The sequence below is a fragment of the Sphingomonas spermidinifaciens genome (assembly GCF_002351485.1).
In the GTDB taxonomy this organism is placed as follows: Bacteria; Pseudomonadota; Alphaproteobacteria; order Sphingomonadales; family Sphingomonadaceae; genus Sphingomonas; species Sphingomonas spermidinifaciens.
Genome location: NZ_NWMW01000003.1, coordinates 96,745 through 117,948, shown reverse-complemented (window position 1 = coordinate 117,948; position 21,204 = coordinate 96,745). Strand labels below are relative to the sequence as shown.

General features: G+C 67.8%; 24 protein-coding genes. 12 read left to right on the top strand and 12 right to left on the bottom strand.

Translation table 11 applies throughout. The annotated features are described in order from the left end of the window. Positions 1-32 precede the first annotated feature (32 nt). From COC42_RS15895 to ndk, 3 genes are all read left to right on the top strand, one after another. On the top strand, positions 33-1,487 hold the full coding sequence (locus tag COC42_RS15895) for a leucyl aminopeptidase (protein ID WP_096344356.1): 1,455 nt from the start codon (positions 33-35) through the stop codon (positions 1,485-1,487). Positions 1,488-1,506: 19 nt separating this feature from the next. After that, positions 1,507-1,944: a DNA polymerase III subunit chi gene (locus COC42_RS15890; protein ID WP_096344355.1), complete on the top strand. Its 438-nt coding sequence runs from the start codon at positions 1,507-1,509 to the stop codon at positions 1,942-1,944. A gap of 76 nt (positions 1,945-2,020) precedes the next feature. Further along, a complete protein-coding gene (ndk, locus tag COC42_RS15885; RefSeq protein WP_096344354.1) occupies positions 2,021-2,443 on the top strand; it encodes a nucleoside-diphosphate kinase in 423 nt (140 codons plus the stop codon). Between the two features lie 278 nt (positions 2,444-2,721). Here ndk and COC42_RS15880 read toward each other — a convergent pair whose 3' ends face one another. Together COC42_RS15880 and COC42_RS15875 are read right to left on the bottom strand one after the other, a co-directional pair. Further along, positions 2,722-3,066: a hypothetical protein gene (locus tag COC42_RS15880; RefSeq protein ID WP_245844302.1), complete on the bottom strand. Its 345-nt coding sequence runs from the start codon at positions 3,064-3,066 to the stop codon at positions 2,722-2,724. A 34-nt stretch (positions 3,067-3,100) separates the two neighbouring features. Continuing rightward, complete coding sequence (locus COC42_RS15875) at positions 3,101-4,462, bottom strand: M20/M25/M40 family metallo-hydrolase (protein WP_096344352.1); 1,362 nt, start codon at positions 4,460-4,462, stop codon at positions 3,101-3,103. A gap of 121 nt (positions 4,463-4,583) precedes the next feature. Between COC42_RS15875 and ettA the strand changes: the two genes are divergently transcribed. Then, positions 4,584-6,263: an energy-dependent translational throttle protein EttA gene (ettA, locus tag COC42_RS15870; RefSeq protein ID WP_096344351.1), complete on the top strand. Its 1,680-nt coding sequence runs from the start codon at positions 4,584-4,586 to the stop codon at positions 6,261-6,263. A gap of 14 nt (positions 6,264-6,277) precedes the next feature. Continuing rightward, on the top strand, positions 6,278-7,459 hold the full coding sequence (locus tag COC42_RS15865; RefSeq protein WP_245844299.1) for a sensor histidine kinase: 1,182 nt from the start codon (positions 6,278-6,280) through the stop codon (positions 7,457-7,459). A 6-nt stretch (positions 7,460-7,465) separates the two neighbouring features. Here COC42_RS15865 and COC42_RS15860 read toward each other — a convergent pair whose 3' ends face one another. The 3 genes from COC42_RS15860 to COC42_RS15850 are packed head-to-tail and all read right to left on the bottom strand — an operon-like array spanning position 7,466 to position 10,457. Beyond that, positions 7,466-8,140 carry a tight adherence protein TadE gene (locus COC42_RS15860; protein ID WP_096344350.1) on the bottom strand — a complete coding sequence of 225 codons (675 nt, stop codon included), beginning with the start codon at positions 8,138-8,140 and terminating at the stop codon, positions 7,466-7,468. After that, positions 8,137-8,751 (bottom strand): TadE/TadG family type IV pilus assembly protein, encoded by a 615-nt coding sequence (locus COC42_RS15855; RefSeq protein WP_096344349.1) that lies wholly within the window; start codon positions 8,749-8,751, stop codon positions 8,137-8,139. The genes COC42_RS15860 and COC42_RS15855 overlap by 4 nt, the downstream gene beginning before the upstream one ends. Next, positions 8,748-10,457 carry a Tad domain-containing protein gene (locus tag COC42_RS15850; protein WP_096344348.1) on the bottom strand — a complete coding sequence of 570 codons (1,710 nt, stop codon included), beginning with the start codon at positions 10,455-10,457 and terminating at the stop codon, positions 8,748-8,750. Before COC42_RS15850 ends, COC42_RS15855 begins: the two co-directional genes overlap by 4 nt. 72 nt (positions 10,458-10,529) lie before the next feature. Between COC42_RS15850 and COC42_RS15845 the strand changes: the two genes are divergently transcribed. From COC42_RS15845 to COC42_RS15840, 3 genes are all read left to right on the top strand, one after another. Next, positions 10,530-11,228, top strand: a complete 699-nt coding sequence (locus COC42_RS15845; RefSeq protein ID WP_096344347.1) for a squalene/phytoene synthase family protein — start codon at positions 10,530-10,532, stop codon at positions 11,226-11,228. Between the two features lie 65 nt (positions 11,229-11,293). After that, positions 11,294-11,476 (top strand): hypothetical protein, encoded by a 183-nt coding sequence (locus tag COC42_RS18030; protein WP_245844296.1) that lies wholly within the window; start codon positions 11,294-11,296, stop codon positions 11,474-11,476. Next, positions 11,457-11,771 carry an EF-hand domain-containing protein gene (locus COC42_RS15840; protein WP_245844293.1) on the top strand — a complete coding sequence of 105 codons (315 nt, stop codon included), beginning with the start codon at positions 11,457-11,459 and terminating at the stop codon, positions 11,769-11,771. The genes COC42_RS18030 and COC42_RS15840 overlap by 20 nt, the downstream gene beginning before the upstream one ends. Here COC42_RS15840 and trmFO read toward each other — a convergent pair. The 5 genes from trmFO to COC42_RS15815 form a co-directional block, all read right to left on the bottom strand. Further along, positions 11,768-13,114 (bottom strand): methylenetetrahydrofolate--tRNA-(uracil(54)-C(5))-methyltransferase (FADH(2)-oxidizing) TrmFO, encoded by a 1,347-nt coding sequence (gene trmFO, locus COC42_RS15835; protein ID WP_096344346.1) that lies wholly within the window; start codon positions 13,112-13,114, stop codon positions 11,768-11,770. The two genes, COC42_RS15840 and trmFO, sit on opposite strands and share 4 nt — an antisense overlap. 39 nt (positions 13,115-13,153) lie before the next feature. Then, positions 13,154-13,588, bottom strand: coding sequence for a hypothetical protein (locus COC42_RS15830; RefSeq protein WP_096344345.1), 435 nt, complete (start codon positions 13,586-13,588; stop codon positions 13,154-13,156). A 3-nt stretch (positions 13,589-13,591) separates the two neighbouring features. Further along, positions 13,592-13,972 (bottom strand): hypothetical protein, encoded by a 381-nt coding sequence (locus tag COC42_RS15825; protein WP_096344344.1) that lies wholly within the window; start codon positions 13,970-13,972, stop codon positions 13,592-13,594. 63 nt (positions 13,973-14,035) lie between these two features. Then, entirely contained in the window at positions 14,036-14,590 is a 555-nt protein-coding gene (locus COC42_RS15820; RefSeq protein ID WP_096344343.1) for a GbsR/MarR family transcriptional regulator, read from the bottom strand. A 32-nt stretch (positions 14,591-14,622) separates the two neighbouring features. After that, positions 14,623-15,822, bottom strand: coding sequence for a phospholipid carrier-dependent glycosyltransferase (locus tag COC42_RS15815; protein WP_096344342.1), 1,200 nt, complete (start codon positions 15,820-15,822; stop codon positions 14,623-14,625). Positions 15,823-15,882: 60 nt separating this feature from the next. Between COC42_RS15815 and COC42_RS15810 the strand changes: the two genes are divergently transcribed. From COC42_RS15810 to COC42_RS15795, 4 genes are read left to right on the top strand one after another with little or no spacing between them, the layout of a single operon-like run. Continuing rightward, complete coding sequence (locus tag COC42_RS15810; RefSeq protein ID WP_096344341.1) at positions 15,883-17,091, top strand: trans-sulfuration enzyme family protein; 1,209 nt, start codon at positions 15,883-15,885, stop codon at positions 17,089-17,091. Then, positions 17,088-17,486, top strand: coding sequence for a Co2+/Mg2+ efflux protein ApaG (gene apaG, locus COC42_RS15805; RefSeq protein ID WP_096344340.1), 399 nt, complete (start codon positions 17,088-17,090; stop codon positions 17,484-17,486). Before COC42_RS15810 ends, apaG begins: the two co-directional genes overlap by 4 nt. Next, entirely contained in the window at positions 17,483-18,274 is a 792-nt protein-coding gene (locus COC42_RS15800; RefSeq protein ID WP_096344339.1) for a LysR family transcriptional regulator, read from the top strand. The genes apaG and COC42_RS15800 overlap by 4 nt, the downstream gene beginning before the upstream one ends. A 2-nt stretch (positions 18,275-18,276) precedes the next feature. After that, positions 18,277-18,849, top strand: coding sequence for a GNAT family N-acetyltransferase (locus tag COC42_RS15795; protein WP_096344338.1), 573 nt, complete (start codon positions 18,277-18,279; stop codon positions 18,847-18,849). Here the strand turns inward: COC42_RS15795 and COC42_RS15790 are convergent. Beyond that, positions 18,793-20,022: a serine hydrolase gene (locus COC42_RS15790; RefSeq protein ID WP_141395868.1), complete on the bottom strand. Its 1,230-nt coding sequence runs from the start codon at positions 20,020-20,022 to the stop codon at positions 18,793-18,795. The two genes, COC42_RS15795 and COC42_RS15790, sit on opposite strands and share 57 nt — an antisense overlap. A gap of 35 nt (positions 20,023-20,057) precedes the next feature. Then, positions 20,058-21,194, bottom strand: a complete 1,137-nt coding sequence (gene hemW, locus COC42_RS15785; RefSeq protein WP_096344336.1) for a radical SAM family heme chaperone HemW — start codon at positions 21,192-21,194, stop codon at positions 20,058-20,060. Between the last annotated feature and the right edge of the window lie 10 nt (positions 21,195-21,204).

Sequence of the window (21,204 nt, the reverse complement as noted above, 5' to 3'; positions counted from 1 at the left end):
CGCAACGACAAGAAGCGAAAGGCCGCCGCCCCATGAAGATCGAGTTCCAGAACGAACTCCCCGACCTCGCCACGATCGCCATTGCCGTGCCCAAGGGCGCGACTCCCGCGCTCGACCGGCTGGATGCCGCGCGCACGCTGGTGACGGCGGCGGCGAAGGCGGCACGGTTCGAGGGGGAGGCGGGGTCGATCGCCGAGATTTTCGTGCCGAGGGGCGGCGATGCGGGCCGCGTCATCCTGATCGGCATCGGCGAGGGCAAGGACGTAGACCTCGAAAAGGCGGGCGGCGCGCTTGCCGCGAGGTACGAGACGGCGGGGATCGAGGCGATCGGCGTTGATCTGTCGGCTGCCGACGCATCGGGTGTGGCGCGCTTTGCGGGCGCGGCGGCGCAGCGCGGCTGGCGCTTCGATATCTATCGCACCAAGTTGCCCGAGGCGTCGAAGCCGACGCTCCAGCGCCTCGTCATCGGCGGCGCGCCCCACGGCAGCGAGGGCGTGTGGTCCGAGACTCGCGCGCTGACCGAGGGGCTCGAACTGACCCGAACGCTTGTCGCCGAGCCGCCGAACATCCTCTATCCCGAAACCTTCGTCGAGCGGTGTCGGCACCTTGAGGAACTGGGCGTCAAGCTGACGGTGCTCGACGAGGCGGCGATGCGCGGGCTCGGCATGGGCGCGCTGCTCGGTGTCAGCCAGGGCTCGGCGCGAGAGGCGCGGGTGCTGGCGATGCACTGGAACGGCACCGGTGCCGAGAGCGATCCGGCGATCGCGCTGGTGGGGAAGGGCGTGACCTTCGACACCGGCGGCATCAGCCTGAAGCCCGGACCGGGCATGGAAGACATGAAGTGGGACATGGGCGGTGCCGGCGCCGTCGCGGGCGCGATGAAGGCACTGGCTCTGCGCAAGGCGAAGGCGAACGTCGTCGGCGTCGTCGGACTGGTCGAGAACATGCCCGACGGCAACGCGCAGCGCCCCGGTGACGTCGTGACGTCGATGTCGGGTCAGACGATCGAGATCCTCAACACCGATGCCGAAGGGCGACTGGTGCTGTGCGACGTCATCACCTGGGTCCAGCGTGAGTATCGGCCGAAGACGATCGTCGATCTCGCGACGCTGACGGGCGCGATGATCATCAGCCTCGGCAACGAGCATGGCGGGCTGTTCTCCAATGACGATGCGCTGGCCGATGCGCTGCTGGCGGCGGGGCGCGAGACGGGGGACAAGCTCTGGCGCTTCCCGCTGTCGCCCGCCTATGACAAGCTGATCGACAGCCCGATCGCTGACATGAAGAATGTCGGCCCGCGCGGCGCCGGGTCGATCACCGCGGCGCAGTTCATCCAGCGCTTCGTCGATGAGGGCGTCGCCTGGGCGCATCTCGACATCGCCGGCATGGTCTGGGCCGACAAGCCGGGTTCGACGCACGACAAGGGTGCGACGGGCTTTGGCGTGCGCGTGCTCGACCGACTGGTACGCGACACGGTCGAGAACTGAGGCAAGGAGCGGGCACGGCGTGCAGGTCGACTTCTATCACCTGACGCTGCGCCCGCTTGAGCGCGCGCTGCCGCAGATCGCCGAGAAGGTGCTGGCGGGCGGCGCGCGGCTGCTTATCGTCAGCGGCGACGAGGGTCAGCGCGCAGCGCTCGACCGCGCACTCTGGACCTATGCACCCGCGAGTTTCCTGCCGCATGGCATCGCTGGCGAGGGGGACGATGCGGTCCAGCCGGTCCTGATCGCGGGCGAGGTTGCCGCCGGCAACGGCGCGCGGATGGTTGCGATCGTCGATGGGGCATGGCGCGACGAGGCGCTGACCTTCGATCGCGCCTTCCACTTCTTCGGCGAGGATCAGGTCGCTGCGGCACGCGCCGCATGGAAGGGGCTGGCCGATCGCGACGGCGTCGAGCGGCGCTACTGGAAGCAGACCGAGCGCGGCTGGGAACAGGCCGCCTGACGCGCTTGCACGCACGGCAAGCGGCGACTAAGGCGCGCGCCGATACATCCCACCGAACACAAGGAACACGTCCGTCATGGCCGTCACGCGCACCTTTTCGATCATCAAGCCCGACGCCACGCGTCGCAACCTGACCGGCGCGGTCACCAAGATGCTCGAGGAAGCAGGCCTTCGCGTCGTCGCCTCGAAGCGCATCCAGATGACGCGCGAGCAGGCCGAGGGCTTCTACGGCGTCCACCGCGAGCGGCCGTTCTTCAATGACCTCGTTGAGTTCATGATCTCCGGCCCTGTCGTGGTCCAGGTGCTCGAGGGCGAGGACGCGGTGACCCGCAACCGCGACGTCATGGGCGCGACCAACCCTGCCAATGCCGAGCCCGGCACGATCCGCAAGGAGCTAGCCGAATCGATCGAGGCGAACACCGTTCACGGTTCGGATTCGGAAGAGAATGCGAAGATCGAGATCGACTTCTTCTTCAAGCCCGAAGAGATCGTCGGCTGATCTCAGGCGGCATCGATTGACGGACCGGGTCGGGGGAAGCCTCCGGCCCGGTTTTTTTTTACTGGTGGAACGGGCAGGGAAGCCGAGACCCGCCCCAGCCGTTTGCCCGGACGAGCTTGTCGAAGGGCTGGCCATTTTCGCCGACAAGAGGAGCCGCAGTGCTTCGACGAGTTCGGCGCGAACGGCGTTGCTGCTGCAAACAAGAAAAGGGCGCCCCGAACGGGACGCCCTTTCCTTTTCGAAAAACATCACCGCGGCGCGCAGGGCGCCGCTCGCGATTACATCGCGTTGGTGAGGTTCATCTCGCCCATGTCGTCGGCGTTGTCGGCAGCCTCTTCGAGGTTGTCGGCAGCGTTCTCGAGCGCAGCGGCTTCGGCTTCGTTGCCGGTCATGTCGGCCATGGCCTCCATGTTGTCGGCCTCGGCCTCGAGGTTCGCCGCCATCGCGTCGCCGGCGTTCTCGGCGGGCGTGCCCTGATTGCACGCGGCCAGAGACATCAGGCCAGCGGCAGCAGCGACAAGAACGATCTTCTTCATTCGTTTGCTCCCAAGCAAATCCGTTTCGTAACCGGCCCGAATGCCGTCACGAAGCTGCCGCATTAGCGCCCGCTGCAGGTCCGTCAACGGTTAAATCCACTCAGCGCATGGGAAAGCGGCGTCATTTCGTCGCAGAAATCGGTTCGGGCGCGTCAGCGACGATCGCCAGCATCGCCGTCCAAGCCGCCACATTCTGCCTTAATTGAGCCGGATCGACCTTGTCGAGTGTGTCGTCTGGCGTGTGGTGCAGGTCGAAATATCGGGTGCCGTCCTGTTGCAGATCGACCCCCGCGACGCCAGCCGAAATCAGCGCGGCGACGTCGGCCCCGCCCCGTGCTGCCTCGCGCCCCGCCGAGATGCCGAGCGGCGCAAGCGCGGCAGCGAGGCGGTCGGCAAGCGGCTTGTTGGCGGGCGCGAAGTTGGTGTCGAGGCGCCAGATGCGGTCGGCGCCGAAGTCCGATTCGGCGGCGAGGACATGGTTGTCGCCCTTGTGCGCCTCGAAATAGGCACGGCCGCCGAAGACGCCGACTTCCTCAGACCCGGCCCAGAGGATGCGGATCGTTCGGCGCGGGCGGCCGGCGTCCATGATCCGCTTCGCCGCGGCGGCGACGATGCCGCAGCCCGCCGCATCGTCGATCGCCCCGGTGCCGAGGTCCCAGCTGTCGAGGTGGCAGGCCACGACGACGATGCCCGCGGCAGGGTCGCGACCCGGCACCTCCGCGATGACGTTGCCCGAGGTCTGCGTGCCGAGGATGCGCGGCGTCAGCGTCAGCGCGACCCGCACGGGGCCGCGCCCGATCAACCGCTCGAGTTGCTCGGCGTCAGGGATCGCGAGCGCGGCGGCGGGGATCGGCGCGGTCCCCTCGGGGAAGACGGTGCTGCCGGCATGCGGCATCCGGTGGCTGTCGGTGCCGACCGAGCGGATCAGGATCGCGGCGGCCCCCTTCGCTGCCGCGATGGCCGGTCCCTGGCGCCGGACCGCGCCATAATAGCCGTACTGGCTGCCATCCTGCGTCCGCGTCATCGCGTGACTGACGAATGCGATCTTGCCGGCGAGCGAGCCGTCTGGCGCCTCCTTGAGGTCGTCGAGCGTGGGGAAGAAGACGATCTCGCCCTCGAGCCCCGCTTCGGGCGTCGCGCCCGAATTGCCGAGCGCGGTGAGGGCGAGGGGCTGCGAATTGGCGCCTACGACCATCGCCTTTTCGGTGCCGCGAACCCAGGTGCGGAGAGGAAAGGGCTCGTCGTGGACGTTGCTGAAGCCCATCTTGGTCAGCGTCGCCACCGCCCATTTGCGCGCCCGCGCCTCCTCCGCGGTGCCGGCAAGGCGCGGGCCGAGCTCGGTCGTAATCGCCTCGGTGATCGCATAGGCGTAATCGTCATCGAGCGCCGCATCGCGCTGGGCGGCGACGCGCAGGTTGGCATCGTCAGCTTGGGGAGCGGGAAGGGCGAGCGCGGCAAGCGCGGGAAGGATGATGCTCGGCATGCCGCATTGGTAGCTCCTCAAGCGTCGGGGTAAAGGCCCCCTGATTGCCAATCCGCGCCGCCGTCGCTATCTCCCGCGGCGATTTCCCGTCCTTGCCGATCCCCCATCCCGGAGACCCGAAGTGGCCGCCCAGTACGCCTTCGTCATGAAGGACATGACCAAGACCTTCCCCGGCGCGCCCAAGCCGGTGCTGTCGAACATCAACCTGCAATTCTATCAAGGTGCCAAGATCGGCATCGTCGGCCCCAATGGTGCCGGCAAGTCGACGCTGATCAAGATCATGGCCGGCATCGACACCGATTTCTCGGGCGAGGCGTGGGCGGGCGAGAACATCACCGTCGGCTATCTCGAGCAGGAGCCGCAGCTCGATCCCACCAAGACGGTGCTCGAGAACGTCAAGGACGGTGCGCGCGAAACCGCCGATCTGGTCGAGCGCTTCAACGCGATCTCGGCCGAGATGGGCGACCCGAAGGACGACACCGACTTCGACGCGCTGATGGAGGAGATGGGCGAGCTTCAGGCCAAGATCGACGCGGTCGATGGCTGGGCGCTCGACAACCAGCTCGAGATCGCGATGGAGGCGCTGCGCTGTCCGCCGGGCGACTGGCCGGTCGAAAACCTGTCGGGCGGTGAGAAGCGGCGCGTGGCGCTGACGCGCCTGCTCATCCAGAAGCCCTCGATCCTGCTGCTCGACGAGCCGACGAACCATCTCGACGCCGAAAGCGTCAAGTGGCTGGAAAATCACCTCAAGGAATATGCTGGCGCGGTGCTGATGATCACCCACGACCGCTATTTCCTCGACAATGTCGTCAACTGGATCCTCGAGCTCGATCGAGGCAAGTATTTCCCGTACGAGGGCAATTACTCGACCTATCTCGAGAAGAAGGCCAAGCGACTGGAGCAAGAGGACCGCGAGGCCACCGGGCGCCAGAAGGCGATCAAGGACGAGCTCGAATGGATCCGGGCGGGCGTCAAGGGCCGTCAGACCAAGTCGAAGGCGCGTATCGCGAAGTTCGAGCAGCTCGTCGAGCAGCAGCAGAACCGCACGCCCGGCAAGGCGCAGATCGTCATCCAGGTGCCCGAGCGGCTGGGTGGCAAGGTGATCGAGGTCGAGAATGTCTCGAAGGCGTATGGCGACAAGCTGTTGTTCGAGAACCTGTCCTTCACGCTCCCCGCGGGCGGCATCGTCGGCGTGATCGGGCCGAACGGCGCGGGCAAGTCGACGCTGTTCAAGCTCATCACGGGCCAGGAACAGCCCGACAGCGGCAAGATCGAGATCGGGACGACCGTCCGCCTCGGCTATGTCGACCAGAGCCGCGACCATCTCGATCCCTCGAAGAACGTCTGGGAGGAGATCTCCGACGGGCTGGATTATATGAAGGTCAACGGCCACGACGCCTCGACCCGCGCCTATGTCGGTGCGTTCAACTTCAAGGGACAGGACCAGCAGAAGAACGTCGGCAAGCTGTCGGGCGGCGAGCGCAACCGCGTCAACATCGCCAAGATGCTGAAGCGCGGCGGCAACGTGCTGCTGCTCGACGAGCCGACCAACGACCTCGACGTCGAGACGCTGGGCGCGCTCGAGGAAGCGATCGAGAACTTCGCGGGCTGCGCCGTGGTCATCAGCCACGACCGCTTCTTCCTCGACCGCCTCGCCACGCATATCCTCGCCTTCGAGGGCGACAGCCATGTCGAATGGTTCGAGGGCAATTTCGAAGCCTATGAGGAGGACAAGCGCCGCCGCCTGGGTGATGCTGCGGACCGGCCGACGCGGCTTGCCTACAAGAAGCTGACGCGCTGACGTCCCGAGTGGCCGTGGTCGAGGAAGCCCCTGCCGATCCGTCGCCGCCGCCGGGCGGCGACGTCATCGAGTATCGCCTGCGCCAGCAGCGGATCCTTGCCGAGTTCGGCATGGTGGCGCTGCGCTCGCGCGATATTGGCGCGATGCTGCAGCAGGCGACCGAGCTGTGCGCCGAGGGCATGGGGGCACGCTACGCCAAGTTCCTGTCGGCGCCCGACGCCGAGCAGCGGATGCGGGTCGAGGCGGGTGTGGGCTGGGCCAAGGGCGTCGTCGGGGTGGCCACGATGGGCGGCGACACCGCCAGTCCCGCGGGCTTCGCATTCAAGACCGGCGAACCCGTTATCTCAAACCATCTGGAGGGCGAGGAGCGGTTCCGCACGCCCGACCTGATGGTCGAGCACGACATCCGCCGGGCGATCAACGTGCTCGTCGAGGCCGACGGCAAGCGCTACGGCGTGCTCGAGGTCGATAGCGAGGGCGAGGGGACGTTCGATGCCGACGATCTCGCCTTCATGCAGGGCTTTGCCAACCTGATCGGCGTGGCGATCGAGCGTCAGCAGGCGGAGGCGCGGCTCGCCGCTTCGGTCGAGCACCAGGAGCTGTTGGTCCGCGAGGCCAGCCATCGCGTCAAGAACAGCCTGGCGCTCGTGTCGGCGATGCTGTCGCTCCAGATGCAGGCCGACGAGGATCCGCGAGTCACCCGCCTCCTTGGCGACGCGCAGGCGCGCATCACCGCGATCGCGCAGACGCACGACCAGTTGTGGCGCGGCGCGCGCGTCGGCATCGTTGCGCTAGACGACCTCGCCTGCGGGCTGGCCAATGCGCTTGCCGAACAGTCGCCGCTGCACCGCATCCGCTGTCATGCCGAGCCGATCGAGTTGAGCGCCGACACTGCGATCCCCCTCGGCCTGATCCTGACCGAGCTCGTGACCAACGCGATCAAATACGCTTACCCGGAAGGCGAGGGCGGGGCGATCGACATCCGGATCGCGCGCGAGGACGGCCGGATCGTCATGACGATCGAGGACGAAGGCATCGGCCTGCCCGCCGATTTCGATCCGAAGGCGCACTCCAAGCGAAGTCTCGGTACGCGGATGATCGCCAGCCTCACGCGGCAGCTGGACGGCGAAATCGAGATGGGCGCGCGTGCAGGCTGCGCGGGCGCGCGAGCGGTACTTACCTTTCCGGCGCCCTGACGCCGGTCAGCAGGTCGAGGCAGCCTCGCCCGCCACTTCGAGAACGCCGTCGCCGTTCGCATCCACGGTCGCGGCGGGCGTCAGCGCGCGCCGGTCGCGCACCATCATCGACGCCGTCTCGACCATGTCGAGCGAAGGCGACCAGGCTTCCTTGACGAGCGGGCGATAGGTGTAGCTGACCTCGACCCACATCGTTGCGCCATCGGTCGGCGCGATGACCTGACGCCCGCTGGGTCCGACCCCGGCGAGGTTGGTCTTCGTGTTGTCATAAGGCGAGTCGTAACTCTTGCTGCCGCGGCAGCGCTGCCAGCGGATGCGGAACTTGCCGGCATTGGCGGGATCGTTCTCGACGCTCGAGATTATCACCCGGCCGCGCGTAAACAGGTCGAGTTCGCCCGCCTGGAGTCCCGCGCCGGTGAGCAGGTCGTTGATATCGACCTCGTTGATCGTCTTTTGCTGGAGCTGCGTGCCCGTGCCGATGCGCGCCGCGTTGTCGGCCAGATGCAGCGCCAGCTGGCTGATCCGCATCCGCGTAATGATGTAGTTGGTGATCTCCGCCCCCGACAGCCCCAGAAGCAGCAGGATGGGAAGATAAAAGGCATACTCGATGATGATGACCCCGTCGCGGGCGGCGGCGAGGCGTCGGAGGAAGTGACGGACAGGGCGAAGTGCGCGGGTCATGCCGGGCAGTTCCGGCGCGTCGGCGCAGCATAGCTGCCCTGATCCGAATAAGGCTGGTTCTTGAGTACCGTGGTCGCGACAATCTTGGCATTGGCTGTATTGTCGCCTAGCAGCTTCAGGAGCGGGAACATCCGCGGATAGGTAACGGTGACGGTCAATACGGTCGCGTCCTTGGCGCCGCCCTGTCCGTCATTGCCCCCATCGGCATCCCAGTTGCTGTTGTTGTTGGCGTCCTCATAGGGTTCGCCGGCGTCGCAACGGCCGTTGTTGTTGGTGTCGGTCCAATCCTCCGCGCTGGCCGCCGCCGCATCGGAGAAGGTGCGATAGTAGCGCCGCTTGAACTCGACCGTCGAATTGTTGGCCAGCGCCTTGACCTGCGCGCGCACGCGGGCGTCGAGAATCGCCTGCTGCCCCGCGGTCGTGTTGCTTTCGAGCGTTGAATCGCGCGCGCTCTTCTGAACCACCCCCTGCAGCGCGCCGCGCATGTAGAGCGTGTGGCCGAAGTCGAAGATCCCGAGGAGCACCATGCAGAAGGTCGGCGCAATGAAGCCGAACTCGACCGCGGATACCCCGCGCCGGTCGCGGGCGAGCGGAAGCGGGGCGCGGATCACCTGATGAGCCTCAAGGCGCTGATCTGGTCGGCGATCGACTTGAACGTGCGCTGGAGCGCGGCCGAGTCGTTTGCGAGGAAATAGCGACCCGGCGATGCGCAGCTCTCAAGGCGATCCTCGGTATCTTCAGAGTTGCCGCCGCCGAACGAGACGACCCAGAGGGTGATGTTCTTGTTCTTGACGACGTCACAAAGCGCTTCGAGCCGGCTGTTGATCTGGCTCGTCAGCGAACTCAGCGAGTCCCCGTCCATGCAGTTCGACCAGTTGCCGACATCGTCGGTCTGGCGGCGATCGTAGAAGTGAATGCCGTAGGCATTGTAGTCACAGTTGGTCGACACCGCGTCGCCGTCGGTCATGAAGATCATGTGCCGCTCGATCTCGCCGCCTTGGGGCGTGAACTCATTCTGCGCCCTGTACATCCCATCAGGCGACATCAGGCGAGCGCCCCAAATCATGCCGATATCGTGATAGGTGTTACCGACTGGTGTCAGGCTGCTGACGTAATTGTCGAAGGCGCTGGCGTCGGGCCATGTCTGAAGCAGACGCGCCTCCGTCGGGCAATAATACCTGCGGAGTTGGTCATAGCGGTAATAGGTCTGATCGGTGCTCGATACGTTGTCACGGCTGAGCTCGGTCCAGCTAGTCCGCAGCTGCCGCAGGTAGGTAATCTCGGGCAACGCCGGCTTCCACTGCGTCGCCGGATTACCAGGCGTTGGAGCGGTATCGACGTCAAGGTCGAGCGCAGTCGACGGGATCGGCGAATAGTCCGTCGTCTTCGCGGTCTGGCGCTCCTCGATGCAGCCGGTCCAGTTGACGCGGAAGGTTGAGGTGACGCCTTTGTTCGGTCCCGTCTGTACGTCGAACGAGTTGTTGTATCCCGTTCCGTTTTTCATGCCGCTCAAATTGACGGGCAGCAGGTCGTAGCGAAAGCGACCGCTGTTGCCGAGTTCAGCGCGCGTATTGTACATCCCCTCGTCGGCCATCCACGCGTTCGGCAGCAGCTTCCCGACATTGACGTTGGTCGAATAGGGGACGAAGCCGAAGCGTATCTGCACCTGGCTGCCGGTGCCGCCCGACGGCGCGCCGCCATCGCAATTCGCGACGGTATCGAGCCGCGCGACGATCTCGTAGAAGCACCGCACCGCGAGTTTCAGCCCGTCGATCTTCTTCATCGTGTCGCTCGAGCGAGCCTTTTGATCCATCGAGCCGGTGGTATCGAGGACGAACATCACGTCGGTGTTGGGCAGCCGCATCTCGGTTTCGCAGGTGACGCTCAGCGTTTCGGACGTCTTGCCCAGCACGCGCATCAGCGTCATCGGCAGCACTGCCGATGCCGTGCCCGAAACCTTTCCCGCATTCTCGGTAAAGGTGCGGGTGATCGTGTTCGAGCCATAGGCGTCGGCCTGGATATTGGCGTCGAAGAAGCGCTCGGCCATCTGGCGCGGCATATAGCTCGACTGTGCCCAGGTGCCGCCGCCCATCGACTTGCGCCCCGCCAGCGCGCCCGCGTCGCAGGCATGCTGAAGCCGGGTCTTGACGATGTACATGCGGCTCAGGTCGAAGCCGCCGCCGATCATGCCGCACAGCGGGATCATCGCCGCGGCGACGATCGCAATGGTGTTGGCGCGCGTGTCACGGGCCAGCCGCGCGAGGAACCCGCCGACTGCCCACGCCTTTAACCCCTGCCACCCCATTCGCCTGCCCATGCCCCGCCCGTTTGACAATCCGGTCCAGTCGGGCGCTATGCGCGCCCAAGCGATAAGCCGGATTGAAACAGCATGGTTAACGGCGGCGAAACCTTCGAACCCGGTGCGGCGGCGCGTGCGGCGGAGCGGCGACTTATCCTGTCCTATGCCCCGGAAACCGCGCGTGCGGGCGTGGCGGCGCTGCTCGACCTCGACGACACGCTGGCGGCGGTGATGCGCGGCGTGCGCGAACCGATGATCGCGCAGATGCGACTGACCTGGTGGCACGACGCCATGATGCGGCTCGACTCAGCGCCGGCGCCGGCGCAGCCCGTTCTGATGGCTCTCGCCGCATCGGTCGTCCCTGCGGCGGTGGCGGGTGCCGAACTGGCGACGCTGGTCGAGGGATGGGAAGCGCTTCTAGACGGCGAGCCCACCGATCCGGTGGCGCGGACGGCGTTCGCGGCGAAGCGGGGTGAACGGCTGTTCGCGCTCGCCGCGCGATTGTGCGGCGGCGACGCGCGGGCGCTTGCAGACGCGGGACGGGGCTGGGCGCTGGCCGACCTGTCGCGGTCTTTGAGTGACGTCGCGGCGGCGCGCGACGCGGCGACGGAGGCGCGCGCGTTCCTGGCGCCGGCGTTTGCGACGCCATGGCCGCGCCGACTTCGCGTACTCGGTGCGCTGGCGCGACAGGCGGCAATGGACCTGACGGCTGATCCAACGCTGCCGCTGCCCGCCGCCACGCCGGGGCGGATCGCGCGGCTCGCCTGGCATCGGCTGACGGGGCGCTGACCAAGCCGCTCGACCCGTCACCCGCGTTCGGTCTAGGCTTGGCCGAAACAAGCAGGAGTGGGAAGATGTGGCGATACTGGGCGGGCGCGCTGGCTGCGCTGTTGCTCGCAGGGGCGGCGATGTTCCTGTTCCGGTCGAGCGCGACCGCGGACGTCCTGCTGCCCCCCCCCGCCGCCGCTGACCGTTGCGGCATCAGCGCCGCAGAGCGGCGAGCCTGCGGACGAACCTGTGCCGGAGGCTGCGCCTAAGTCGCGCGAGGAGCGGCGCTTCAACCGCTATGACAAGGATCGCGACGATCGCATCACGCGCGACGAGTATCTCGCCAGCCGCAGGAAGGCCTTTGCCAGGCTCGATGCGAATGGCGACGGGCGGCTGAGCTTCGACGAATGGGCGGCGAAGACGACGACCAAGTTCGCAGGCGCGGACAAGGACCGCTCGGCCACGCTCGACCGTACCGAGTTCGCGACGACCGCGCCGAAGCGCAAGCCGCCGCGCCGCCGCGCCGACTGCCCGCCGACACCGCGCGAGGCGGAGGAGAGCTAGGCGGGCACCGGTTCGAGCGCGCGTGCCCATTCGCCAAACGCGACGCGGGCGCGGGCGGTGTACATGAGCTTGCGATCGGCCTTCTTCGTGCGGCCCTCGATCGGCGGGAACAGGCCGAAATTGACGTTCATCGGCTGGTAGGTCTCGGCCTCCGCCCCGCCGGTGATGTGGGAGAGTAGAGCGCCGAGCGCGGTCTCTCCCGGAGGCGTCGGCAGCGTGCGTCCGGCGAGTTCGGCAGCGGCGAAGCGGCCTGCGATCAGGCCGATTGCGGCGCTCTCGACATAGCCTTCGCAGCCGGTGATCTGACCGGCGAAGCGCAGATTCGGCCGCGCCTTCAAGCGGAGCTCGCGATCGAGGAGGATCGGCGAGCGGATGAAGGTGTTGCGATGGAGCCCGCCCAGCCGCGCGAACTCGGCATGTTCAAGGCCGGGAATGGTGCGGAAGATGCGAACCTGTTCGGCGTGCTTCAGCTTCGTCTGGAACCCGACGATATTCCAGAGCGTGCCCTGGGCATTATCCTGGCGCAGCTGGACACACGCATGGGGCCAGCGGCCTGTGCGCGGATCGTCCAGGCCCACGCCCTTCATCGGTCCGAAGCGGAGCGTGTCGAACCCGCGTTCGGCCATCACCTCGATCGGCATGCAGCCATCGAAATAGGGGACGTTCTCCCACTCGCGGAACTCGCTCTTCTCGCCCGCGAGCAGGGCGGCGTGGAAGGCGGCGTACTGCTCGCGATCAAGTGGGCAGTTGATGTAATCCTTGCCGTCGCCTGCGGGGCCCGCCTTGTCCCAGCGCGACTGTTTCCAGGCGATGCCCATGTCGATCGACTCGGCATGGACGATGGGAGCGATGGCATCGAAGAAGGCGAGCGCGTCGGCGCCGGTGGACTGGCCGATCGCCTCGGCGAGCGAAGGCGCGGTGAGGGGACCGGTGGCGACGATCGCCGGCGTGTCGGTCGGCAGCGTATCGACGCGCTCGCGTACGATCGTGATGTTGGGATGGCCGGCGAGGGTGCGCGTCACCTGTTCGGAGAAACGGTCGCGATCGACCGCCAGGGCCGAGCCCGCGGGCAGCTGATGCGCGTCGGCGGCGGTCATCACCAGCGAGCCCAGATCGCGCATCTCGGCATGGAGCAGCCCCACGGCATTCCGCTCGGCATCGTCGGAGCGGAAGCTGTTCGAGCAGACGAGCTCGGCAAGCCCGTCGGTCTGGTGCGCCGGCGTCATGTCGCCGCCGCCGCGCATTTCCGACAGGCGAACGCGGAAGCCCGCGCCGGCGAGCTGCCACGCCGCCTCCGATCCGGCGAGCCCGCCGCCGATCACATGGATGTCGTATTCGGTCATCGGGGGCAGATAGGCGAGGAGGGCGTCGATGGACAGGGGTCAGTCGGCGGACGCAAGCTGGCGAAGCAGCGTCTGTCGGGCGACAAGGGCGCAGAGGGCGGCGGTCGCCGCCAACGCAAATGCCTCGGGCGCGCCGAGTTCTTCGACGATCACGAGCGGCGCAATCGGCGCCGCGCCGGCGATCATCCAGACCGGCGCCAGACGGACAACCCCCGGCCGCCGGGCGAGCGGCGTCAGCAAAGTCGCCGCGATCAGGCAAGGTACGAACGCGATCGCCATACCGATCGGGGCCGCAACCACCATGATCCCAAGCGCAATCCAGACGCCGGCGGGATGCACCGCTCCGGGCTGGCCACCGGCCGCCGCGACCCCCATCGCCAGCGGATAGCTGGCGACGAAGATCGGGCCGGCCGCGGCCGATGCGGCGACTGCCGCGAAGACGCCGGTTGGCGCCGCATGATCGGCATAGGCCATGGCTCAGGCGCTCTGCTGAGCAGTGGGGCGGGCGGTGAACCAGCCTTCAACGGTCCGGCCGAAATGTGCGATCGCACCCATGTTGAAGAAGTGCATCACGCCGATGACGATCACGGCGAGGCCGACCTTGGCGCTGAGAAAACGGATCGCGCCGGCGATCGTGGAGGGCTCATCCCCTAGGCTAAGCGTCAGGGCGATGAAGCCGATGTTGACGAGGTAGAAGCCGACGACGAGCAGATGGTTGGTGGAACGCGCGAGGTCGGCGTTGTGGCCGAAGCACTGGATGAGGAACACCTCTCCGTTGCGGGCGAGCGTGCGCGCCACCCAGATGGTGATCGCCAACGTGATGGCGAGGTAAAGGGCGTAGGCGGTCTCGACGAGCATTGAAGTTCTCCCTTCTTCAGACGTTTCGGTAGAAACAGAAACTTATGGGCAAATGAAGAACGTTCAGGACTTCGCTTTCCCCTTCAGCGGCGAGACGAAGCGGGCCACCTTGCCGCCCAGCTTCATCAGCGCGACCAGCGTCGGCTTGGGCAGGCCCCGGACCTGTTCGTACCAGTTGCCGAGCGTCGAGATGAACTCGTGCATCCGGCCGATCCGCTCGCGAACCAGCTTCGGCGCGGTCTCGTCGTGGCGGAGGCGTTCGGCCAGTTCGCCGAGCAGCGCAATCGTCGGGTCGATCTCGCGCCGCTTGCGCTCGGCGGCGATGCGGAGGAGCATTTCCCACAGGTCGGTCTCGGCGACAAAATGGTCGCGGCGGTCGCCCTCGACATGGACGCGTCGGACGATCGCATAGCCCTGAAGCTCCTTGAGCGCGGTCGACACGTTCGAACGGGCGAGGCCCAGCGCCTCGGTGATCTCGTCGGCGGGCAGGGGGCGGTCGGAGAGGTAGAGCAGCGCGTGGATCTGCGACACCGAGCGGTTGACGCCCCATTGCGTCCCCATCTCGCCCCAATGGATGACGAAGGCCTTGACGTCGGGATGCTCGAGCAGCGTCTTCATAGCCATTTCTGTAATGACAGAAATTACCGGAGTCAACGCCAGCTATTCATCCACATCCAGTGGTTGAAGTCCTGCGGGTCCGAAAGCGCCGCGCCGCTGATGATCGGGTAGAAATAAAGGAACAGCCCGATCGCCAGCGCGGCGAATGCCCCTTCGATCCAACGCCATCGCGCCGGCAGCAGCGACAGCCCCGCGGCGCAGGCAAGCGCGGCGAAGATGCCGGAGAGGTGATAGTAGTAATAGAAGCCGAGGCTCTTCGGGATCGCCGCCCAGATCAGGATCGAGAACAGCCACAGCCCGCCGATCACCCGCGTCGGCCCGCGCACCCATAGGCAGGCGGCGATTGCGACCAGCCCGCCCCACATGATCGCCGGATTGCCGATCAGCAGCACCCCGCGCTGGACGCCCATATCGGGCTCGTAGAAATACCAGATCGGCCGCAGCATCAGCGGCCAGCTCCACCAGTCGGACTGATATGGGTGCGCCTGAAGGATCTGCGTCTGCGCTTCGTACATCCGGCGCTGAAGGTCGACGAGCGCGTCCGGCCGGACGGGATCGGCGGCGTAGTAGAAGCTGGGCACGAAGGTCGCGAAATAGGTGGCGATCGCGACGAGGCCGAGCGGGATCGCAAGGCCCAGCCCCGCCACCGGCCGCCGATCGAACGCGAGAACGGCCACGCAGGCCAGCGCCACATAGGGGGCGGCAGCCCACTTCACCGCGACCCCCGCGCCGAGCAGCAGGCCGGCGAGCGCGACCCGCCAACCCCGCGCGCCGGGCGGTGCCTTCATCGCCCAGAGGGTCGCGGCCAGCCCTCCGGTCACGAACGCGCCCAGGAACCCGTCGAGCATCGCGATCCGCGCCTGGATGAACACCGTCTGGTTGATCGCGATGAACAGCGCGCCAAACAGCGCCGTCCTTGTCGAGCCGACCAGCAGGAACAGGAACGCAAACCCCGCCGCAACCGTCACCGCCCCCGCCAGCGCCGGCACCGCCCGCCAGCCAACCGGATTGTCGCCGAATACCGCCATGCCGACCGCAATCAGTTCCTTGGCAAGCGGGGGATGCTCCGTGTTGGCGGGGTGCGACAGCGCCAGCATTGCGCGCGCGGCGGGGACGTAATGAACCTCGTCGAAAACCGGTTTGGCCGGCCGGTCGAGGTTAAGCGCGAACAAGAGGAGCGCCGCCGCCGCGACGATCAGGGCCAATAGCGTGGGTCGTTCGGCGAGGCGCATGCACGCCCGGCTTAGCGCGCCCCTTGCATCGCGCAAGGCCACGCGCCTAGGAAGCGGGCCATGAAGCGCACGACAGGCCAGGACCGCTCGATCACTTCCACGTGGCGCCCCGCGACGCAGGCGGTGCGCGGCGGGACGATGCGGTCGGAGTTCGGCGAGACGTCGGAGGCGCTCTTCCTGACCTCCGGCTATGCCTATGACTGTGCGGGCGACGCCGCCGCGCGGTTCGCCGGCGAACAGTCGGGCATGACCTATTCGCGGCTCCAGAACCCGACCGTCGAGATGCTCGAGCATCGCATCGCCCTGCTCGAAGGGGCCGAGGCGTGCCGCGCGACCGCGACGGGGATGGCGGCAATGACCGCGGCGCTCCTCTGTCAGCTGTCGGCGGGCGACCATGTCGTCGCGGGCCGCGCGCTGTTCGGATCGTGCCGCTGGCTGACCGACACGCTGCTCCCCAAGTTCGGGATCGCGACGACGATCGTCGATGCGCGCGACGCGCAGGCGTTCGTCGATGCGACCATCGACAAGACCAAGCTCTGGTTCTTCGAGACGCCCGCCAATCCGACGATGGACATCGTCGACCTAAAGGCCGTCTGCGACCTTGCCCGCGCGCGCGGCGTTCGGACCGTCGTCGACAATGCCTTCGCCACGCCGGCGCTCCAGCGGCCGATGGACTTCGGCGCGGACATCACCGCCTATTCGGCGACGAAGATGATGGACGGGCAGGGGCGCGTCCTTGCCGGCGCGGTGTGCGGGACCGAGGATTTCATCCTCAACGAGCTGCTGCCCTTCACGCGCAATACCGGCCCGACGCTGAGCGCGTTCAACGCCTGGGTGGTGTTGAAGGGACTGGAGACGCTCGACCTGCGCATCCGCCGCCAGTCGGAGAATGCGCTGGAGGTCGGCCGCTTCCTCGAAAAGCGCGTGCCGCGGATCAACCATCCGGGCCTGCCCAGCCACCCCCAGCACGACCTCGCGCTGTCGCAGATGGCGATGACGGGGCCGATCTTCTCATTCGAGGTCGATGGCGGGCGCGCCCAGGCGCACGGCCTGCTCGACGCGCTCGAGCTCATCGACATTTCGAACAATATCGGCGACTCGCGCTCGCTGATGACGCACCCCGCCTCGACCACGCATTACGGCGTCGCCGAGGAAAAGCGGCTGGAGATGGGCGTAACCGAGGGGCTGCTGCGGCTCAACGTCGGGCTCGAGGATCCTGCCGACCTGATCGACGACCTCGGCCAGGCGCTGGACAAGGTGGGGCTGTGAAGGCGCTGTTCACCGAGGAGGCACGGACGCGGGGCGTCGTCGTGCGCACCTCGGTCAGCTATCTGCCCGAACAGTCGGAGCCCGATCGCGGCCGCTGGTTCTGGGCCTATCACATCCGCATCGAGAATGAGGGCGAGATGGCGGTCCAGCTGCTCACCCGCCACTGGATCATCACCGACGGGCGGGGCGCGCGCCATTCGGTCGAGGGCGAGGGGGTGGTCGGCGAGCAGCCGATGATCGCGCCGGGTGGCAGCTTCGACTATGTCTCGGGCTGTCACCTCGCGACGCCCATCGGCTCGATGCAGGGCAGTTATCACATGCTGGGCGAGGACGGGTCGGGCTTCGACGTGACCATTCCCAAGTTCGGGCTGATTGCCCCGGCGGTGGCGGGATGAAGCGGACCCACCTGCCGCTCAATGGTCTGCGCGTCCTCGACGCCGCCGCGCGCCACCTGTCCTTTACTCGTGCCGCCGACGAGCTCGCCGTAACACCCGCGGCGGTGGGCCAGCAGATTCGCGCGCTCGAGGATACGCTCGGCGTCGTGCTGTTCCGTCGGACCACCCGCGGCCTGGAGCTGACGCCCGAGGGCGAGCGCGGCTTGATCGCGCTGCGCGACGGTTTCCTCCAGTTCGAGGAAGCGGTGCGGGCGATGCAGGCGGGGCAGTCGTCGCGGTCGCTGACGATCGCCGCGCCGCGCGACCTGACGCAGAAATGGCTGATGCCGCGCCTCGCCGAAATCGCGCGCGCCGAACCCGAGCAGCGCTTTACCCTCGTCGCCGCCGAGGAGGGGGTCGATTTTGCGCAGGCGAATCTCGACCTCGCCATCCGCTGGGGCGAGGGGCCGGGCGAGCATGAGGGCGAGGCGCTTGAATCGGACGGCATGGTGACGGTGGGCGCGCCCGGCGGCGGGGCCGACACGCGCATCTCGTGGCCCGGCTGCCTCAACGAGGAGTCGGTGTCGCTCGTCACCGTCGCGGATGCCGGCCTCGCGATCGAGGCGGCGGCGGCGGGGCTGGGGTTCGCGACGGTGCCGGAGCTGCTGGCGCGCGGCGATCTTTCCGCCGGGCGGGTGGTGCCGGTCGGCGCGCCCAAGCCTTACAGCCTTGGCTATTGGATGGTCGCCCCGCTGCCGCAATGGCGCCAGAAGAAGGTGCGCGCGCTGGTCGACGCCCTCGCGGCCTGACGGTGCGCCCGACCCCGACCCTTCGCACCGCGCGGCTGGTACTGCGCCGGCGCACCCCTGCCGATGCCGAGGCGCTGTTCCCTGCCTTCGCCGATGTCGAGGCGATGCGGTACTGGTCGTGCGCACCGCACGCCAACGTCGAGGAGACGCATGCCGACTTCGCCCGCAACGGCGGTGGCTGGCGCGTCTGGGCGATCACGCCTGCCGGCAGCGGAACCGCGATCGGCTTCGTTGCGGCGGGCGAGAAGCGCCAGGGAAATGTCAGCGAACTCGGCTATATGCTCGCGCGGGCGCACTGGGGCCGCGGCTTCGCGGGTGAAGCGGTGAGCGCGGTCATCGACCGAGTCTTCGCCGAGGGGCAGCGGCGCGTCTTTGCCGACACCGATCCCGACAATGCGGCGTCACGCGCGCTGCTCGAACGGCTGGGCTTCCGTCTGGAGGGGCTGCTGCGCGCCGAGTGGGAGACGCATATCGGCGTCCGCGACACCGCGCTCTACGGGCTGCTGCCCGCGGACTGGTCAGCGGCGCGTGCCGAGAAGGTCGAGCGCGCGCGCCGCAAGATTGGCGAGCGCTGAGGGCTCGACCGCACCGTCGTTGCGGTGCTGGCTGGCGGCGACGACATACCATTTGCCGGCGGCATCGCGGGCGAGGTGGTTGAGGCTCAGCACGCCGGGTTCAGACCCGCCCTTATAGCCGACATAGGCGAGGCCATGCCGGTCGGCGCGCGCGGTGGCGAGGATCGCCAGCGTCGTGCGATCGCCCTTGCGCGACAGCCAGTCGAGCGTCGTCGCCATCGCTCGCGGGCTGGCGAACCATTCGATGTCGGGCCGCACCGCCGCGTCGCCGAACAGCGCGGGGTCGAGCGGCACCGTCGCCAGTGCAGGGTCGGCGAGCCGCGCGCGCCGCTGCTCGGGCGTGAGCGCGGCCCAGCCGGCGGCGAGCGGCGCGGCGGCGGGATGCTTCAGCCGGAACGCTTCCGCCGTCGTCAGCACCGGCAGCTGCGCGGCGCCGAGCGCCTTTGCTCGCCCATCCACCGCCGCGCGGCCGAGCACGCCCATCAGCGTGTCGGTGGCCGTATTGTCGCTGATCGCGATCATCAGCGTCGCCAGCGCCTGCAGCGTCATCGGCGTGCTGGCGGGCCAGTCCTGTGTTATCCCGCTGGCGAGCGAGGGCCGGGCGAGCGCCACCACCTCGTCCCAGCGATGCCGGCGGTCGGCGATCTGCGCGGCGAGTTCGGCCAGTACCCAGAGCTTGAACGCAGAGCCGATCGGCGCCGCCGCTTCGCCGTGATGCTCTGCCAGCGCACGGGGGGCGGGATCCTCCAGCGCATAGACGCCGAAACCGACCTCGCCGGGCAGCCGCGCCGCCTCGGCGGCGATGACGGCGAAGCTATCCTGAAGCGGTGCGGTACCGATGATCGAGAAACCCGCGACCTGCCGCGAGCCGCCGGGCGCGAGCGTCAGTCGAACGCGGACTCGACCCCGCTCATAGTCGAGCAGCGCGTCGGCCTCGAGCGCATTGTAGCGCTCGATCCGCCAGACGCCGCGCGGCTTGCCGAGCCCGGCGCGAAGCTGCGCCGCGATCGCGTCGAAGCGCTGCTTGGGTATTTCGGTGCGGAAGCGCTGGGCAAAGGTCGCCTCGTAATCGCCGGCGCCGCTCAGCAGGGCGACGATCTCGCCCAGCCGCCGGTCGACATCGGCGGCCGGGGCTGTCTGGACGAACGGCGGGGGCGCGGCGGCTTGCAGCATCGCCGCACCCTCGCGCATCCGGCACGCGCGGGCAATCAGGGGGTGACGATCTCGCGAAGGATCGCTTCGAGCACCGGCATCCCCGTCTCGGTGGCGCGCAGCCGATCGCCCTGACGCGCCAGCAGCCCCTGCGCCGCGAGCGCATCGACGCGCGCGGTTTGAAGCGGCAGCGTGCCCGTCTGCGCGCCGATCCGCGCGAGATCGACACCCTCACGCAGGCGAAGACCCATCAGCAGGGCCTCGACCGCCTGTTCGGCCGGGGCTAGCGCGTCCTCGGCCTCGATCCCGTGGCCGTCACGATCGACCGCGGCGAGCCAGTTTTCCGGCTTCTTGCGGCGAAAGGTCGCATGGCCGCCGCGCCGCCCGTGCGCGCCCGGCCCGACCCCGACATAGTCGCGATAGCGCCAGTAGGTCAGGTTATGGCGGCTCTCCTCACCCGGCCGCGCATGATTGGAAATCTCATAGGCGGGCAGGCCCGCCGTTGCCGTCATCGCGCGCGTCACCTCGAACAGGTCGGCGGCATCGTCCGCGTCGGGGATGGTGAGTTCTCCCTTGGCGGCGAGCGTGGCGAAACGAGTGCCCGGCTCGATCGTCAGCTGGTAGAGCGACAGATGCCCGGTGCCGAAGCCGAGCGCGCGCGTCAGCTCATCCTCCCATGCGGCGAGCGATTGGCCGGGACGAGCATAGATGAGGTCGAACGACACGCGCGCGAACGCCGCCTGCGCGGTGTCGAGCGCGCCGAGCCCCTCCGCCACCGAATGCGCGCGGCCGAGAAAGGCGAGCGCATCGTCGTCGAGCGCCTGGAGGCCGAGCGACACGCGGTTGACCCCCGCCGCCGCCACATCGGCGAAGCGCGCCGCCTCGACCGAAGAAGGGTTCGCCTCCAGCGTGATCTCGCAATCGGTGGCGAGGCCCCAATGCCGGTCGGCTGCTTCGATCAACGCGGCGACGGTCGCGGGGGGCATCAGCGAAGGGGTACCACCGCCGAAGAAGATCGAGCCGACGCGCCGGCCGGGCGTCAGCGCCGCTTCATGCTCAAGGTCGGCGAGCAGCGCCGCTCGCCAGCGCTCCTGATCGACCGCGTCGCGGACATGGCTGTTGAAGTCGCAATAGGGGCACTTTGAGACGCAGAACGGCCAGTGGATATAGAGGGCGAGCGGATCGGCGGACATCGCCGCCGCC